The organism is Streptomyces sp. NPDC085900 (assembly GCF_044540925.1).
Taxonomy (GTDB): Bacteria; Actinomycetota; Actinomycetes; order Streptomycetales; family Streptomycetaceae; genus Streptomyces; species Streptomyces gilvifuscus.
Map to the genome: position 1 here is coordinate 647,535 of NZ_JBITSP010000001.1, position 15,312 is coordinate 662,846.

Below are 15,312 nucleotides of genomic sequence, written 5' to 3' on the forward strand. Positions count from 1 at the left end.
TTACGTTCCGCTGCCGATCCGCTATGCCCGGAACGCCCCCGGATGGGTCTGCTCGCGCACCGACACGTACTGCTGCCGCACCGCCTGCCCGACCGCCAGCTCCTCGCCGGGCTCCAGCACCTGAGCCGCCGCGCCCTGCCAGGCCGGCGGATTGCGCGGGTCGAGCGCGCCCTGCGACACGCCCAGTGCCCACGCGGCCTGCCGGGCGGCACCGATCGCCGCGTAGTCGGCGGGTTGCGGTACGACGACCTGCACGCCGAACAGGGCGGGCGCCGCGGCCTGCACGGCGGGCAGCTCGGCGGCCGCCCCGAGCAGGAAGATCCGCCGTACGTCGACGCCCCGGCCGCGCAGCACGTCCAGCGCGTCGGCGAGCCCGCACAGCATGCCCTCGAACGCGGCCCGGGCGAGGTGCTCGGGCTTCATCGACTCCCGCCGCAGGCCCGCGAGGGTCCCGGCGGTGTGCGGCAGGCTGGGCGTCCGCTCGCCCTCCAGATAGGGGAGCAACACCAGTCCGTGCGAGCCGGGCGTCGACTTCATCGCCAGGTCGGACAGGCTCTCCAGGTCAGACAGCCCGAGCAGTTCGGCGGTCCCGCGCAGGGTCCGTACGGCGTTCAGGGTGGTGACCACGGGCAGGTGCATGCCGGTCGCGTCGGCGAGGGCGGTGATCATCCCGGTGCCGTCGACGAGGGCCTCGGGATGTACGGCCATCACGGACCCCGAGGCACCCAGCGAGACGACCGCGTCGCCCAGCCCGATGCCGAGCCCGAAGGCGGCGGCCATGGTCTCGCCGGTCCCGGCGGAGATCAGCAGCCCCTCCGGCGTCGTACCGGCCGCCTCCGCCGGACCGATCACCTCGGGCAGCATGACCTGATGACCGAGCGCCAGCTCCACGAGGTCGGTGCGGTAGGAACCGGTGGCCGCCGACCAGTAGCCGGTCCCGGAGGCGCCGCCCCGGTCGGTGGTCCGTCGCACGGGCCGCCCCAGCAGCTGCCACACCAGCCAGTCGTGGGCCTGCATCAGGATCGCGGCGCGCAGGGCGGCGTCGGGCTCGTTCTTGGCGAGCCAGCGCAGCTTGGTCACCGGCTGCGCGGCCTGCGGCACGGACCCCACGGCCTGCGCCCAGGACTCGCGCCCGCCGAGCGCGTCGATCAGATCCGCCGCCGCGACCTGCGTCCGCCTGTCGCCGCCGACCATCGCCGGGCGCACCGTGTTGCCCTGCGCGTCCAGCGCGATCACCGCGTTCTGCTGCGCCGACACGCCGATGGCCTGCACGCCTTCGAGGAGCCCGCCGCCGGCCGCCTCCCCGAGGGAGAGCAGCCACGCCTGCGGGTCGACGTCGGCGGGGCGGTCACCGTCCACCGGGTGGGGGGCATACCCCTGCCTGAGCACGGCGCCCGTGTCCGTGTCGCAGACGACGATGCGAGTGAAATCGGGCGAACTGTCCAACCCGGCGACTATCCCCATGGCGAAAATTCTATGGGCGAAGAGCCGCGGGAGTTCGCGGAGCCGTACGCCTAGGTGTTGCTGGTGCCCCAGTCGTCCTCGCGGGCGCCGTCGGTGTGCCGGCCCTTCAGGGAGCGCACCCGGTCCGTCACCGAGTCCGGCACCCGGTCCCCGACCTTGTCGCTGACCACGTGGTACGCCTTGCCGGCGAACTGGCGGCCCTGCTGGGCGGCCGTCTCGGCGGTGTTGCGGACCGCGGGGTTCTGGGCGACCTGGCGCGCGGACTTCTTCAGCTGCTCGTAGCGTTCGCGTCCGGCGCGTGTGCCCAGCACGTAACCCAGTGCCAGGCCGACGACGAACGTGAGCTTGTAGCGCATGGGGGAGCCACCCTTCCGTCCATGGGGGATACCGATTGGCGGAGCACCCCCCTGCTTGCGCTAATGTATGTGTCGCAGCGAGCGCCCGCCCCCTGGCGAATACCCAGGTAGGTACGTTCGATGCAACGAGGCATTCCTCCGTAGCTCAATTGGCAGAGCAGCCGGCTGTTAACCGGCAGGTTACTGGTTCGAGTCCAGTCGGGGGAGCTCGGTCCTCCGTAGCTCAATTGGCAGAGCAGCCGGCTGTTAACCGGCAGGTTACTGGTTCGAGTCCAGTCGGGGGAGCATGCTGAACGAGGACCCCGCCGGGGTCCTTTTTCATGTCCGACCGTGTGTCGGCGGAACCGTGCAGGTCACGGGGGAGTCTTGAAGGGCATGCGAAGTCGCCCCTGCGAAGCAGGAGATCGTATGAGCGGCTATGCTGCGGCAGACGGCGCGCACACATGTACGCGACACGCCGCTATGGGGCGGTAGCTCAGCCGGTTAGAGCAGCGGACTCATAATCCGTCGGCCGTGGGTTCGAGTCCCACCCGCCCCACTGTGCAGGCCTGTGACCTGGGGAAACGTCTCTTCGGGCGGGCGGATTCAGGACTTTGGGGCAACGGACTGAATCCGCTGCCGGTGAGTTCAAAGGGCGTTGTGATCGGTGTTGGTCGGAACCGCTCTGACCGGCATACACGTATCAGCCCATTGCCGGCGCAAGCCGCCGCGGGAGGCCTCGGCGAGCGAGTGGACGCCGAAGTTGGGACGCTGATGGGACGCAGGTCAGCGGAAGTGGCTGCCTGGGGACCTTCGCCCACGTTGCTCTGGCCGTGGGCGGCGGGGTCGGTGCGGTGTGGTGGCGGGCCACCGGGATGCTGGGCGACTTCCGGCTCACCGAGGCTGCCGCCGCCGCCGCCGTCGACTGGGACGATCCCGTTGGCGCGTGCTTCGACGGGATCGCGGCCCGGCCGGTCGACTTGCATGAGGGCGTGGTCCTGGCAGTCAGCAGCACCAGGGGCAGGCCGGGGTGCTGCTCGCGGATGGCCTCCGACAGGGTGACCAAGTCGCTGACGAGTCGGTTCCAGCCGTCGTCCCCGAGATGACCGGGCTCGGCGTGCCTGCTCAGCCCGTGTCCGCGGTGATCGTCGGCGTAGACGGCATAGCCCTGAGTGGTCAGTGCTGCCGCGAGTGGGGCGTAACGGCCGGCGTGCTCTCCCACGCCGTGGGCGATCTGCACGACGGCTCGCGGTGGGGTGTCCGGCTGCCATTCGTGTACGTGGATCTGGACGCCGTCTTCGCTGTGGAAGGTGAACATCGGATTCCTTGTCTTGGGTACGCGGGCAGCCCTGAGCATCCGGCCGAGTTGTACAGGTGGACCGGCCCGAGCGGTTGAGGCTCACGGCGGTTGTGGCCGCCCGGCCGGGTCAGGTGTGCTGCTCGCCGAGGTAGCCGGCGATGATGCGGGACTGGTCGGCCCGGAGTTCCCGGGCCGTGGCGTGCGCGGTGATCTCGCCGTGGGGCAGGACGTAGCCGCGGTCGGCGATGTCGAGGGCGAGGCCGACGTGCTGTTCGACGAGCAGCACCCCGCAGCCGGTGTCGTCGGCACAGCGCCTGACCATGGGCAGCAACTCCTCGACGATGATGGGCGCCAGGCCGAGGCTCAGCTCGTCGAGCAGGAGCAGCTTGGGGCCGCGGGCCAGGGCTCGTCCCATGGCCGGCATCTGCTGCTCGCCGCCGGAGAGCAGTCCTGCCCTGCGGTCCTGGAGGCGGGACAGGGCGGGGAAGTAACGGTGGGCGGCCGCCTGGTCGAGGCGCTCGCCCCGGTGACCGAGGCGCAGGTGTTCCGCCACCGTGAGGCCGGAGAAGATGCCTCGTCCTTCCGGGACGTGGGCGATGCCGAGGCGGGCGCGGGTCGCCGCCGGGATCCTGCCGAGGTCCGTTCCGTTGAACGTGATCGTGCCGGCGAGGGGGCGCAGCAGGGCGGAGACGGCCTTGAGCATGGTGGTCTTCCCCGCTCCGTTGGCCCCGAGGAGGGCGACGACCTCTCCCGCGCCCACTTCGTCCGCGTCAAGCGGGTCACCGAGGAAGCCACCCGCATCATGCGGGAGAGGCTGGGCGACGACACGGCACCGGCGATCACGACCGGATCCATCTACCAGATCTGGCCCGCGCAGGCCGACTTCCAGGCAGATCTCCTCTTCCACCTCACCAGCCGACAGGCCGAACTGGTCCCGGGGCTGCCGGAGAGCATCCGTCGTTTCAAGAAGGCGGTCGACAGCGGCACGACCTGGCAGGAGGCTCTCAACGATGTCCTGACGGACAATCACGAGAACCACCGCGTGGACCCGATCTACCGCGTGCTGCTCGGCTTCTACGCCAGCGCCGCCAACCCGCGCGTCCGCGACGCCCTGGGGCACTACGGCGAGTCGTTCACCGAGGTCGCCTGCGTGGCGTACCAGGCGCTGCTGGACGCCTACGGGCTACGCATGCGCGCGCCCTACAAGGTCGAGCACCTCGCCACCACCATCGCCGCCCTGCTCGACGGCTTCCATATGCGCTGGATCGCCGGACACCCCAACCTGGAGGACCCGGAAGGAGAGGACCGCTGGTCCCTCGCCACCCGCGCCGCCGTGACGGTGTTCGACCAGTTCACCGAACCGGCCTGATGGTGTTCGGCCAGTTCGCCGAATCGGCGTAGGTGGGTTCGCGGCCATGCGTTGCCGGGTGCGGGGGTCTGCCCATGGGAAGGGCGATCCGCTGCGGAACGGGTTCGAACCCACCTGCGAGCTGGCATTATCGCCCGAAAGTCCGGTTTCCCTGGACTCGTAATCCGTCGGCCGTGGGTTCGAGTCCCACCCGCCCCACCACTCGCTACGCGAGAAGAGTCGATCCGACCAGCAACCATGCGAGCTGGGTACGAGTTGAGGGGTGCTCGTAGAGCGTCTCGCTATGTGTGGTCATGATCGGCAGGACGGATACGGGACGCCGATTACGGTCAAGTCGGTCATAGGGTCCATAGGGGCGATGTATCTCGGATGCCTGCATTGCGTACGTTGAACCTTCGGGTCAGTTGACCTCGTGGCTCGCGGGATCGAGATGCGAGCACGCCCGTCGGTTCGCGCCGGGAAGCGTGGGCAGGGCTGCTCACACTCCCCGGCGCCGCCGGCGGCGAAAGAGCCCGCAGACCGAAGGAGGCCTCTTGAGCCGCCGCTCGTCGGACAGGATGGAGCTGTCCCCGTGCGCCCGGGGCCGACTTGTACGGGCCGATGAACGGAACCGGCGGCGGCGAGCCGCCCCCGCGTGGACTGGGCCACCACATACATCGTTGAGCATGTGCCAGATCGTGGGCTTGCTGGTAGGTGTCCTTGGTTCTCACCGCGCCGAAGGCGGCCGGACCGAGGGCGCCCTTGAGGCAGGGGTTGCCGGGGCGGCCCGTATTCGTGGAGAAACTGGATGGAGTGCCCGCAAGAGCAGTGGGGAAACCATGGAAGTCGACCGTGTGTTCCCGCATTTGTCGGGCATCAGGAGCGACGGAGGTTGATAACAATGGTTCCCTTGCTTCTTGTTCTTCTGCTGGCTCTGATCCTCTTCGGTGCGGGTTTCGCGCTCAAGGCACTGTGGTGGGTCGCGGTCATCGTGCTGGTCGTCTGGCTGCTGGGTTTCGTCATGCGTTCCGCGGATGCAGGCGGCCGTAAGGGACGCTGGTATCGCTGGTAACCCGCCGAGCGGCGACATGCCTGTGGGCCCCGGATCATCCGGGGCCCACAGGCATTTCCCGGATAAGACCCTCTCTCGGGAAAAAGGGTGTGACTACCACTTTTCCTGGTGACCGGGCCCCACAGCTGGGGCCCGGTCAAGCAGTGGAACCTGCGCCTCCAAACCACCGGACCCAGCCACCCCGACATCTGCCGACGGTCGTCGCCCTGACCCCGGGAAGGAACTGAGCGGAAACCGCGAGATCACGGCAGCCCTCCACCCGGCGCCGACAGTCCGACGGCGTGGCGACGGGTTGTGGTCAGGAGCCGACGATGCGGCGCACGTTGTCGATGCTGCCGCAGCCCGCCTTCAGCTGGCGCTCGCGCTCCTCCGTAAACGCCTCGCCCAGTTCCTCGCGGCGCTCCGTGGCCACGTTCTCGCGCGCTCCGTTGAGGATGGTGCGCTCCTCCTCGTCGGCGTGGTGGGTGACGGTCTGAACGAGTTCTTCAAGCTTCTCGTCCCACTCCTCGGAGCCGACCTCGTCGACTTCCAGGAGATCCAGGAGTGCCTTGTTGCCTTCCTCGTGCTCCTCCTCGCCGTGTTCCACCTCTTCGTCGTCGATCTTCTTGTAACGCTTGAGGGCGGGATAGACCTTCGCCTCTTCTGCCAGTGCATGCGCGATCAGCAGATCGGAGAATTCCCGAAGAGCGGCAGCGCGGTCGGCTTCGACGCTGCGCATCAGACGAAAGAGATCCTCCATCTTTCGGTGGTCCTGGAGAATGAGTTCAACGACGTCTCGTGTCTGCGCCATAGGAGTTGGCATCACCTTCGTGCGGGGGAATCTTGCCGGAATCCTGCTACCCCGTCCTGCGGCGTTCATTAGGAGCACCTGATCGAACGACGAGCAGTGCTCTGGTTCGGTGTGAGGGCGAGATGGACGGTGATCCGTTTTCCCGTTTCGCGGAGTGCGATGACGACTCCGTCGCTGACCGCACTCACGAGGTGCAGTCGCGGCGTCACGGCGGATGAGCTGATCACGCTTCATCGACGTCGTTCGGCCAGGCGGACCCCACGTCCACCCAGCCGAGCTCCACGCGTATCCCGGGGAGCTCCCGGTGGGCCGGGCTCGGGGAGAGCAAGGCGGTGAGGGACCGACGGAGTCCGTCCTCGTCGCGTTCGGCATGCTCCCCGTGCAGGCGCCATGGGCGGGTGTCCTGGGCGAGGACCCGGCCTGGGTTCCAGGCGCCGGTGCGACGGCCCCGTACGGTCGTCACGGGGTCCACGACCGTGCAGTGGTAGGTCACCCGGACGCGGAAATGTGCCGCGGAGTCGGACGTGGCCAGGTGCCATTCGGCGAACAGCTGCACGCCGGAGCGGACGTCCACCAGGGTCACGGCGGTGGCCCGCGCCGTGTCGTCGGCCCCCGTGCTGTGCTCCCCGTCGATCTCGTGCACGAGGATTCCACCGGGCTCCGCTACCAGCGGAGCGCGCCGCTCGCGCCACGCGCTCCACCGCAGCCGGGGTCGCAGTTCGCGGTGGCAGAGGATCGGGTATCGGCCCGTCATGCCGCCGCCCTCAGTGCTGCAGGCCTATCGCCACGTCCCTGCCGATGCGCTCGACCGCCGCGAGGTCGAGACCGTAGTGGACGTAGCGGCCGTTGCGCTCCACGCGGACGAGCCCCAGGTCGCGCAGGGCGCGAAGGTGACGGGATACCTGGGGGCGGGTCATCGACAGCCGGTCCGCGAGGTCGGCCGTGGTCATCGCCTGGCGGGCGATGAGCCGGCACAGCCGGACGCGGCGCGGATCGGTGAGCGCGAGCATGCGGCTGCGGGCCAAGGTGACCCCGATCTCCGGCGCGTCCACCGGGAAGTGGACGACCGGTGGGAGTCCCGGTTCGTCCTTCACCAGCAGGTGCGGGGCGCCGTATCGGGTCGGGATGAGCAGGACCGGCGTACGGGCCGGGCTGATCACCGCGTGGTGCACCTTGTCGAAGACGACCCGCGACGGACCGGTCGGCCGTGCGCTGGACGGGCTGAGCGAGAGCAGGGCCGCCTCCGGTCCCTCGTCCGCGAGCCGCTGCCGCACGAGGTGCGCGGCACGGGCGAGCGCGGGCTCGGTCGTCGCCCACAGGCCGGCGAAGAAGACGCGGCGGCACAGGTCGAGGAACGCGAGAATGTCGATGCGCAGTTGCTCCGGGTCGCGCAGCAGGTCCTCGGCGAGGGCCGGGTGCGGTTCCGGCAGACCGGAGGACGCCCGGCGCAGCGCGGTGGCCTGTGCCGGGTCGTGGAGCAGGCGGCTGAAGTCGAAGCCGCGGTAGCCGCTGGCGCAGGTGTGGGCGGTGAGTTCGGCGAACCGGTCCGTCGTCAGTTCCGGCAGGGGCGCGTTCAGCCCCGGGTAGAAGCCCCGCCAGCGCAGCGCCGTCCACAGCGGGGCGAAGCGGCGCAGGCCGGCCCGGAATGAGGGCGGGGCGTCGCGGGTGATCGCCTGGGCCCAGAGCGCGTGTTCGGTGTGGTGGGTGTGTTCGGTCAGGACGTGGAGGCTCGCCGCCAGTTCGGCGAGCGGCGACACGGTGACAGTGAAGCGGTCCGGGGCGGCCCCTTCCAGGACGATCACGACCGGCATGACGGGAAGTGTAGGTTCGCAGCCTGCTCACGTCAGCACCTCGGCTTCCGCAACGACCTGTGCGAACTCCGCTCTGGCGGCCGCCAGCAGTTCCTCGTCCGTGAGCAGTTCGGCGACGACGCGGGCCAGACCGGTCGCCGCGATCTCGGTGCGGTCGTGGGCGAGCGAGGTCGCCGCGGCCTCGCGCATCGCCTCGGAGTGGGCCGGCGTGCCCGGCTCGGCGATCTGGATGTACGGGTGGATCACCGGCAGCAGCTGCGAGAGGTTGCCGATGTCGGAGGAACCGGCGGGGCTGTCCGGACCGGCGGGCGCGATGTCCAGGCCCAGTGCGTGCACCGCCTGCCCGAACCGCTCGGCGAGCACGGTGTTGTCGCGGCGCTGCGCGTAGAGCGGTCCGGTCTCGGACACCTCGGCCGTGGTTCCGGTGGCCAACGCCGCGCCCTGGGCGGCCGCGCGGACCCGCTCGACCAGTGCCCCGGCCGACGCGGCCGTACGGTCCCGTACGTACAACTCCACGGCGGCGTGGGCGGGAACGACGTTCGGGGCATGCCCGCCGTCCGTGACGACGCCGTGCAGGCGTGCGGTGGGCGGGACGAACTGCCGCAGCGCGTCGAGGGCAGTGAGGAATACCTGGGCGGCGGCCAGTGCGCTGCGGCCCTCCCACGGTGACTTCGCGGCGTGCGCACTCACGCCGGTGAAGGCGACGCGCAGGTGCGCCGCGGCCAGCGAGTGCTGGGTGGTGAGGGAGCGGTCGGCAGGGTGGAACATCAGCGCCGCGTCCACACCCTCGAACACGCCGGCCTCGGCCAGCCGGATCTTGCCGGCGCCACCCATCTCCTCGCCTGGCGTGCCGATGACGGCGACCGTTCCCGGGTGCGCCGGCAGGGCCCGTACGACGGCGATCGCGGCCGCGGCGCCCCCGGCCGCGATCAGGTTGTGTCCACAGCCGTGCCCGACGCCGGGCAGCGCGTCGTACTCCGCCAGGACGGCGACGTACGGGCCGGGCCGGCGGCCCTCGTGCACGGCCACGAACGCCGTTTCCATCCCGTCCACCGCCCCCGTCACCGCGAAGCCGGCCTCCGTGAGCCAGCGGGTCAGCGCCCGGTGGGCGTGGAACTCGGAGAACTTCAGCTCCGGCCGCGCGTGGATCGCCAGGCTCACCGCCTCCATGCGGGGGCGCAGCGTGGCGAGTTCAGCGGACAGAGCCCTCAGCGGGGGCGGCGCGATGGTGGGCATGGTGGGCCTCCGTCGTACGGGATGAGCACCGTGACGTAGGGCATGAACTGCCACGGCGTGCTTCGAGACTGCGGCCGCCCTCGCGCCGCCGGTCCGCGATTACCGCGCCTCAGGTAACCCAGGCGGACTGCGCGTTCCCGACGGACACGATGTGGTCGTAGCGAAAGTCGGTGATCCGGGCATGCGGGCCCGGGTCCGGCCGTTCGACAGGACCTGCACGCATGGGAAGGGCAGTCCGCTGCGGAGGCAACTCCCCTCCCCGAGGCGGCGTGAAGGCCGTCCAGTGCCGCGAGCCGGTCATGTGTGGAGGCTCTGGCTGATGCCGGATCAGGCACCCGGCGGACAAGGTCCACTGCGGCCCCCAGGTGCCGCAAGGGCGCCCCTGGCGCGCCGACACCTCGTGGCGACGAGTTCGTAACGAGCCATTGACAGTTGCTCCCGCTGACGGCACTCTCATGTCCACGCGGTTGGCTAAACGATTAGCCAACCCGAAATCGACCACATTGGGCAGGGGTAATGGCGCGCCGGATCGGGATCAAGGACGTGGCCGCGGCGGCAGGTGTGTCGACCGCGACCGTGTCGCACGTCCTGAACCGGGTCGAGGGCAAGCGGATCAGTGAGGAGACGCGGCAGCGCGTCTGGAAGGCCGCCGACGAACTCGGGTACGCGCCGAACGGACTGGCCCGCGGACTGAGGACGCAGCGGTCGCAGACCATCGGCTTCGTCAGCGACGAGATCGCCACCACCCCCCACGCGGGCCGGATGATCCTGGGGGCCCAGGAGGCCGCCGCGGCCGAGGGCCTGGTGCTGCTGCTGGTCAACACCAGCGGCGACGCCGAACTGGAGCGCACCAGCATCGACATGCTGCTCCAGCGTCAGGTGGACGGCGTGCTGTACGCGGCCATGTACCACCGCATCGTGACCCTGCCGGAGGCGCTGCGGGCCACGCCCACCGTGCTGCTCGACGCCAGCTCGCCCGACCCCGCCGTCCCCTCCGTGGTGCCCGACGAGGTCCAGGGCGGTTACGTGGCGGTGCGCGAGCTGATCGGCCACGGTCACCGCCGGATCGGCGTGACCGTGCAGACCGTCGACCTGCCCGCCCGCAACGGCCGCCTGGAGGGCTACCGCAAGGCGCTCGCCGAGGCCGGCATCGCCTACGACCCGTCGCTGGTCGCGGCCGAGACGGCCGTGCCGTTCAACACCGTCGGCGGTGACGTGGACACCGGATACCGGGCCGCACGCCGTCTGCTGACGGCGGATCAGCGGCCGACGGCCCTGTTCTGCTTCAACGACCGGATGGCCGCGGGGGCTTACCGGGCCGCCGCCGAACTGGGGCTGTCCATCCCCCGGGATCTGTCGGTCATCGGGTTCGACAACCAGGAGCTGGTCTGCGAGTCGGTCCACCCGCAGCTGAGCACCGTCCAGCTCCCGCACTACGAGATGGGGGCACGGGCCGTGGCCCAGCTGCTCGCACTCACCAAGACTCCGGGCCGGCCACCGGGCCCGGACACCAAGGAAAAGCTGCCTTGCCCGCTGGTGGCGCGGGCATCGGTCGCTTCGCCGCCCCGACTCTGACCTCGGGACGGCGAAGCTCTCGCACCGTGACAGGCGACCGTCGCAACCGGTCGTCGGTCCTGCCAGTACGCGGAACACAGTGAGGGTACACACATGTCCCCCGACATTTTCAACGAGCCGTCGCACCGCCATGACCGGCTGATTCACGACAGCACCGCGGCCTGCTGAGCCGCGCTGCCGCCGACCCGTAGGTCGGCGCCGCACACCACCCCTCCCGCGCCTCGCCGTCGGCCGCACGCCGGTCCCGGCCTGCGTCGGCATGCCACGGGGCCTTCGACAGGCGCCGCGGGAGGCGCCACCTTCACCGAGTCCACGAGGCGATCGCGGCCGGCCGCGTCCGGTCACCGCCCGCCCTCGCATGCTCCGCCGCACACACCGAAAGGCACGCGTGTGTCCACCGCGCCCTGCGATCCGTACCGGCCCGTCGCGCATCTGCGGCCACCCCGGAACTGGATCAACGACCCCAACGGGCTGGTCTTCCATGACGGCCACTACCACGTCTTCCACCAGTACAACCCGTACGGCGCGACGCACGCGAACATGCACTGGGGCCACTTCCGCAGCCCCGACCTGCTGAGCTGGGAGCCGCTGCCGATCGCCCTCACCCCGGACCCCGGCGGCGTGGACGCCGACGGCTGCTTCTCCGGCAACGCGGTGTCCGACGGCGACCGCCTCGTCGTCTTCTACTCCGCGAACCGCCGGGACCGCTCGCCCCAGCACCAGCCGGTCACCACCGCCGTCTCCCACGACGGCGGCCGGACCTTCACCCCGCACGGCGGCCTGGTCGTCCCCGACTGGCCCGAGGACTGCACCATGTACCGCGACCCGTACGTCTGGCGGGACGGCGACCGGTGGCGGATGCTGGTCGGCGCCGCCCTCGCGGACGGGCGGGGCGCGGCCCTGCTGTACGAGTCGGCGGACCTGGAGACATGGGAGCTGCGGGGTCCCTTCGAGGCCCGCCGGCAGGAGCCGGTCGGCACCACCGGCCTGCACACCGGTGAGGGCTGGGAGTGCCCCCAGTACCTGCCGCCGCGCGCCGGACGCCCCGGGGCGCTCGTCTTCAGCGCCTGGAACGACCATGACGGCGACCGCTGCGTCACAGCGCTGACCGGCGAGGAGCACGACGGCGTCTTCGCGGCCGGGCCGCCCGCCCTCGTGGACCACGGCCCGGACTGCTACGCCCCCGCCCTCCTGCGGGCACCGGGCGACCGGTGGCTGCTGTGGGGCTGGTCCCCGGAGGCCCGCGACGAGGACTGGGCGGTCGCGGACGGATGGGCCGGCGTACTGACCCTGCCCCGCGAGATCACGGCCGCCGCCGACGGCACCCTGCACCAGCGGCCCGCCGCCGAACTCCTCGCCCTGCGCGGCGAGCACACGCTCCACGCGGAAGGCGCGGCTCACCGGGAACCCGTCCAACTGGGCGGCGTGGGACGCGCCTTCGACCTGACGGCCCGTCTGGAGACGACCGGGGCGGCGAGCCTGCGGCTGCTCACCGGCCCGGACGAGTACCTCGACATCCGCCTCGACGCCGCCGCCGGCGAACTGGTCGTCGACCGTGACCACGCCTCGTCCGACGACCGCGCCCACCGCGGCTCCTACCGCATGCCCTGCCCCACCGGACAGCCCGTGGACCTGCGTGTGGTCGTCGACCACTCCATCGCCGAGGTCTTCCTGACCACCACCGGCCAGGTACTCACCGTGCGCTTCTACCCCACGGGCGACGGCCCCTGGCGCCTGGAGGCCCGCACCGCGCCGGACTCGCGCCTGAACTACACGGTCGACGCCTGGCACTTGCTGCCGCTCACGGTCAAGGAGCCGAGCGCCGACACCGACCTGCCCCACCGCCAGGTCCCCATGACGGAGCCGTCGCCCTCGTCGCCGTAAGGCACGGGCCGGTCCCGAACCCCCACCACCCCCACACCTCCGCACCATCCACCCTCGCCCGCACGACACACCGGAGGCACCCAGCATGAACCCCGGCAGCCCCAGATTCCGCCGCACGGCCGCCACGGCCGTCGCCCTCGCCCTGCCCCTGGCCGCGCTGGCCGCCTGCGGAGGGGGCAGCGGCACCGGCACCTCCGCCGAACAGGGCAGCGGCACCGGCACCATCACCGTCTGGGCCCACCAGGGGCAGGCGAGTGAGGCCGCCGCACTGCAGAACGCGGTGCGGACCTTCAACTCCTCGCAGAAGAAGGTCAAGGTCAAGCTCACGCTGATCCCCGACACCGACTACACCAAGACCATCACCGCCACCGACGCCGCCAAGCTGCCGGACGTGATGGAGTTCGACGGCCCGACGATGGCCAACTTCGTCTACAACAAGAAGCTCGCCGCGATCGGTTCCTACGTCTCCGCGAAGACCCTGGCCAACGCCACCCCCGCCATCAAGGCCGAGGGCAGCATCGACGGCAAGCAGTACGGGCTGGGCATGTACGACTCCGGGCTCGGCGTCTACGGCAACAAGAAGCTGCTGGACGCGGCGGGCATCAAGTACCCCAAGGGCCTGGCCGACGACTGGACGGCGGCCGAGTTCACCGACGCCGTCAAGAAGCTGGCCGCCAAGGACTCCGACGGCAAGAGCCTGGACCTGCAGGAGAGCAACGGGTTCGCCAACGAGTGGGGCACCTACGGCTTCGCCCCCGTCGTCTGGTCGGCGGGCGGCTCACTGCTGAAGAACGGCAAGGCCGCAGGCGCCCTGGACACCCCGGCGGTGACCTCGGCGCTGAAGACCGTCCAGTCCTGGAAGCGGTACGTCGACCCCAACACCGACGGCAACGCCTTCGCCAAGGGCCGCGTCGCCCTGAGCTGGGTGGGCCACTGGATGTACCCCGCCTACAGCAAGGCCGTCGGCAAGGACCTCGTCGTGCTGCCGCTGCCCGACTTCGGCAACGGCCCCAAGACCGGCCAGGGCTCCTGGGAATGGGGCATCGGCGCCGCCACCAAGAACGGCAAGGCGGCCGGAGCCTTCCTCGACTCGCTCCTCGACGACACCAACGTCACCGCGATGACCACGGCCAACGGTGCTCCTCCCGGAACCCGGAGCGCGCTCACCAAGAGCAGCCTGTACAAGCAGGGCGGCCCGCTCCAGCTCTTCGCCGACCAGCTCGCCAAGCCGTGCGGTGACAGCGACATCGCCAAGTCCTGCGTCGCCGTGACCCGCCCGGTCACCGCCGGATACCCCACGGTGACCGCCAAGTTCAGCCAGGCGCTCAGCGACGTCTACGGCGGCGCCGACCCGAAGACGGCGCTGGCCAAGGCCGCCCGCGCCATCGACCAGGACTTCTCGGACAACGACGGCTACCGACTGCAGTAGCCGGCATCCAGCAGCCGGGAGGGGCGGACGCCCCCTGACAGCGTCCGTCCCTCCCGGCCGGGAAGAGGGACCCCACCGTGACCATCGTGAACCCCGCGCCCGCCGCACCGGACAGGCGGAAGCCGAGCGCACCACCCACATCCCCTGAACCCGTACGCCGCCGGCGCCCGAACCGCGACGCCCTGCACGGGCTGTTGATGTCCGCGCCCGCTCTCGGCGGACTGATCGCCTTCGTCGCCGTGCCGTTCGTCTACGCCGTCGTCCTGTCCTTCTACAACGTGCGGCTCGGCTCGCCGCTGCCGCCGCGCTTCTTCGGCATCGAGCAGTACCGGCGCATCTTCACCGACCCCGACATGTCCGGCCCGTTCCTGCGGGCCCTGCTGAACAACCTGACCTTCGCCGTGGTCGTCGTACCCCTGCAGACAGGTCTCGCCCTGGCACTCGCCATCCTGCTCAACCGCAAGCTCAGGGCCATCGGCGTCTTCCGGTCCCTGTTCTTCCTACCGGTCGTCTTCCCCATGGCCCTGGTGGCGGTCATCTGGCGGCTCATCCTCGCCCGCAGCGGCGACGGCCTGCTCAACTCCGCGCTGCACGCGGTCAGTTTCGGCAACTGGGGAGCCTTCGACTGGCTCGGTGACAGTGTCACCGCCATGGCCTCGGTCATCGTGCTGTCCGTGTGGCAGGGCGTCGGCTTCCAGATGGTCATCCTGCTCGCCGGCCTGCAGCAGATACCGGGCGAGCTCTACGAGGCCGCCGAGCTCGACCGGGCCACGCGGTGGCAGCAGTTCCGGCACGTCACCCTGCCCGGCATCCGCGGCACCCTCGTCTTCGTCGCCATGCTCACCTCGGTGCTGTCCTTCCGCGTCTTCGACCAGGTCTACGTCCTCGTCCACGGCGGCGGACTCGACGAGGACGCCACCCGCACGGTGATGTACCAGGCCGTCACCACGGCCTTCGACCAGAACAACATCGGACAGGCGGCCGCGATCACGGTCGTCTTCTTCCTGATCGTCGTCGCCCTGACCCTCATCCAGCGCCGCGTCGTCCGCTCCGGCAACGAGGACTGAT

The 15,312-nt window shown here is 70.5% G+C and carries 14 protein-coding genes and 3 tRNA genes; 9 read left to right on the plus strand and 8 right to left on the minus strand.

The window, feature by feature from the left end; translation table 11 throughout:
• Positions 1-21 precede the first annotated feature (21 nt).
• Together ACIGDI_RS02835 and ACIGDI_RS02840 are read right to left on the minus strand one after the other, a co-directional pair.
• Positions 22-1,464: an FGGY family carbohydrate kinase gene (locus ACIGDI_RS02835; RefSeq protein WP_200703323.1), complete on the minus strand. Its 1,443-nt coding sequence runs from the start codon at positions 1,462-1,464 to the stop codon at positions 22-24.
• Between the two features lie 50 nt (positions 1,465-1,514).
• The gene (locus ACIGDI_RS02840) at positions 1,515-1,820 is read right to left on the minus strand and encodes a YtxH domain-containing protein (protein ID WP_200703324.1); all 306 of its coding nucleotides are present in this window, start codon (positions 1,818-1,820) and stop codon (positions 1,515-1,517) included.
• A 134-nt stretch (positions 1,821-1,954) separates the two neighbouring features.
• Between ACIGDI_RS02840 and ACIGDI_RS02845 the strand changes: the two genes are divergently transcribed.
• The 3 genes from ACIGDI_RS02845 to ACIGDI_RS02855 all read left to right on the plus strand — a co-directional run bounded on the left by ACIGDI_RS02845 (position 1,955) and on the right by ACIGDI_RS02855 (position 2,358).
• A tRNA-Asn gene (locus ACIGDI_RS02845) sits at positions 1,955-2,027 on the plus strand.
• Between the two features lie 5 nt (positions 2,028-2,032).
• Positions 2,033-2,105 (plus strand) — tRNA-Asn (locus ACIGDI_RS02850).
• 179 nt (positions 2,106-2,284) lie between these two features.
• A tRNA-Ile gene (locus tag ACIGDI_RS02855) sits at positions 2,285-2,358 on the plus strand.
• 144 nt (positions 2,359-2,502) lie between these two features.
• Here the strand turns inward: ACIGDI_RS02855 and ACIGDI_RS02860 are convergent.
• Both ACIGDI_RS02860 and ACIGDI_RS02865 read right to left on the minus strand, forming a co-directional pair.
• Positions 2,503-3,156, minus strand: coding sequence for a serine aminopeptidase domain-containing protein (locus ACIGDI_RS02860; RefSeq protein ID WP_399889543.1), 654 nt, complete (start codon positions 3,154-3,156; stop codon positions 2,503-2,505).
• A gap of 70 nt (positions 3,157-3,226) precedes the next feature.
• Positions 3,227-3,859, minus strand: coding sequence for an ABC transporter ATP-binding protein (locus tag ACIGDI_RS02865; protein WP_399889546.1), 633 nt, complete (start codon positions 3,857-3,859; stop codon positions 3,227-3,229).
• 42 nt (positions 3,860-3,901) lie between these two features.
• On the opposite strand from ACIGDI_RS02865, the gene ACIGDI_RS02870 reads away from it, so the two are divergent.
• Both ACIGDI_RS02870 and ACIGDI_RS02875 read left to right on the plus strand, forming a co-directional pair.
• A complete protein-coding gene (locus ACIGDI_RS02870) occupies positions 3,902-4,468 on the plus strand; it encodes a hypothetical protein (protein WP_399889549.1) in 567 nt (188 codons plus the stop codon).
• An 880-nt stretch (positions 4,469-5,348) separates the two neighbouring features.
• Positions 5,349-5,519 carry a hydrophobic protein gene (locus ACIGDI_RS02875; RefSeq protein WP_399889552.1) on the plus strand — a complete coding sequence of 57 codons (171 nt, stop codon included), beginning with the start codon at positions 5,349-5,351 and terminating at the stop codon, positions 5,517-5,519.
• A 298-nt stretch (positions 5,520-5,817) separates the two neighbouring features.
• Here the strand turns inward: ACIGDI_RS02875 and ACIGDI_RS02880 are convergent, their stop codons facing one another.
• The 4 genes from ACIGDI_RS02880 to ACIGDI_RS02895 all read right to left on the minus strand — a co-directional run bounded on the left by ACIGDI_RS02880 (position 5,818) and on the right by ACIGDI_RS02895 (position 9,356).
• A complete protein-coding gene (locus ACIGDI_RS02880; RefSeq protein ID WP_399889555.1) occupies positions 5,818-6,309 on the minus strand; it encodes a hemerythrin domain-containing protein in 492 nt (163 codons plus the stop codon).
• A 223-nt stretch (positions 6,310-6,532) separates the two neighbouring features.
• Positions 6,533-7,063: a hypothetical protein gene (locus ACIGDI_RS02885; protein ID WP_399889558.1), complete on the minus strand. Its 531-nt coding sequence runs from the start codon at positions 7,061-7,063 to the stop codon at positions 6,533-6,535.
• A gap of 10 nt (positions 7,064-7,073) precedes the next feature.
• Positions 7,074-8,120, minus strand: a complete 1,047-nt coding sequence (locus ACIGDI_RS02890) for a DUF5937 family protein (protein WP_399889560.1) — start codon at positions 8,118-8,120, stop codon at positions 7,074-7,076.
• 27 nt (positions 8,121-8,147) lie between these two features.
• Positions 8,148-9,356: an amidohydrolase gene (locus tag ACIGDI_RS02895; RefSeq protein WP_399889563.1), complete on the minus strand. Its 1,209-nt coding sequence runs from the start codon at positions 9,354-9,356 to the stop codon at positions 8,148-8,150.
• A gap of 516 nt (positions 9,357-9,872) precedes the next feature.
• Here ACIGDI_RS02895 and ACIGDI_RS02900 point away from each other — a divergent pair.
• The 4 genes from ACIGDI_RS02900 to ACIGDI_RS02915 all read left to right on the plus strand — a co-directional run bounded on the left by ACIGDI_RS02900 (position 9,873) and on the right by ACIGDI_RS02915 (position 15,311).
• Positions 9,873-10,931 (plus strand): LacI family DNA-binding transcriptional regulator, encoded by a 1,059-nt coding sequence (locus ACIGDI_RS02900; protein ID WP_399889566.1) that lies wholly within the window; start codon positions 9,873-9,875, stop codon positions 10,929-10,931.
• A gap of 390 nt (positions 10,932-11,321) precedes the next feature.
• The gene (locus ACIGDI_RS02905) at positions 11,322-12,815 is read left to right on the plus strand and encodes a glycoside hydrolase family 32 protein (protein WP_399889569.1); all 1,494 of its coding nucleotides are present in this window, start codon (positions 11,322-11,324) and stop codon (positions 12,813-12,815) included.
• Positions 12,816-12,900: 85 nt separating this feature from the next.
• A complete protein-coding gene (locus ACIGDI_RS02910) occupies positions 12,901-14,244 on the plus strand; it encodes an ABC transporter substrate-binding protein (RefSeq protein ID WP_399889572.1) in 1,344 nt (447 codons plus the stop codon).
• 77 nt (positions 14,245-14,321) lie between these two features.
• Entirely contained in the window at positions 14,322-15,311 is a 990-nt protein-coding gene (locus tag ACIGDI_RS02915; RefSeq protein WP_399889575.1) for a carbohydrate ABC transporter permease, read from the plus strand.
• Position 15,312 lies beyond the last annotated feature (1 nt).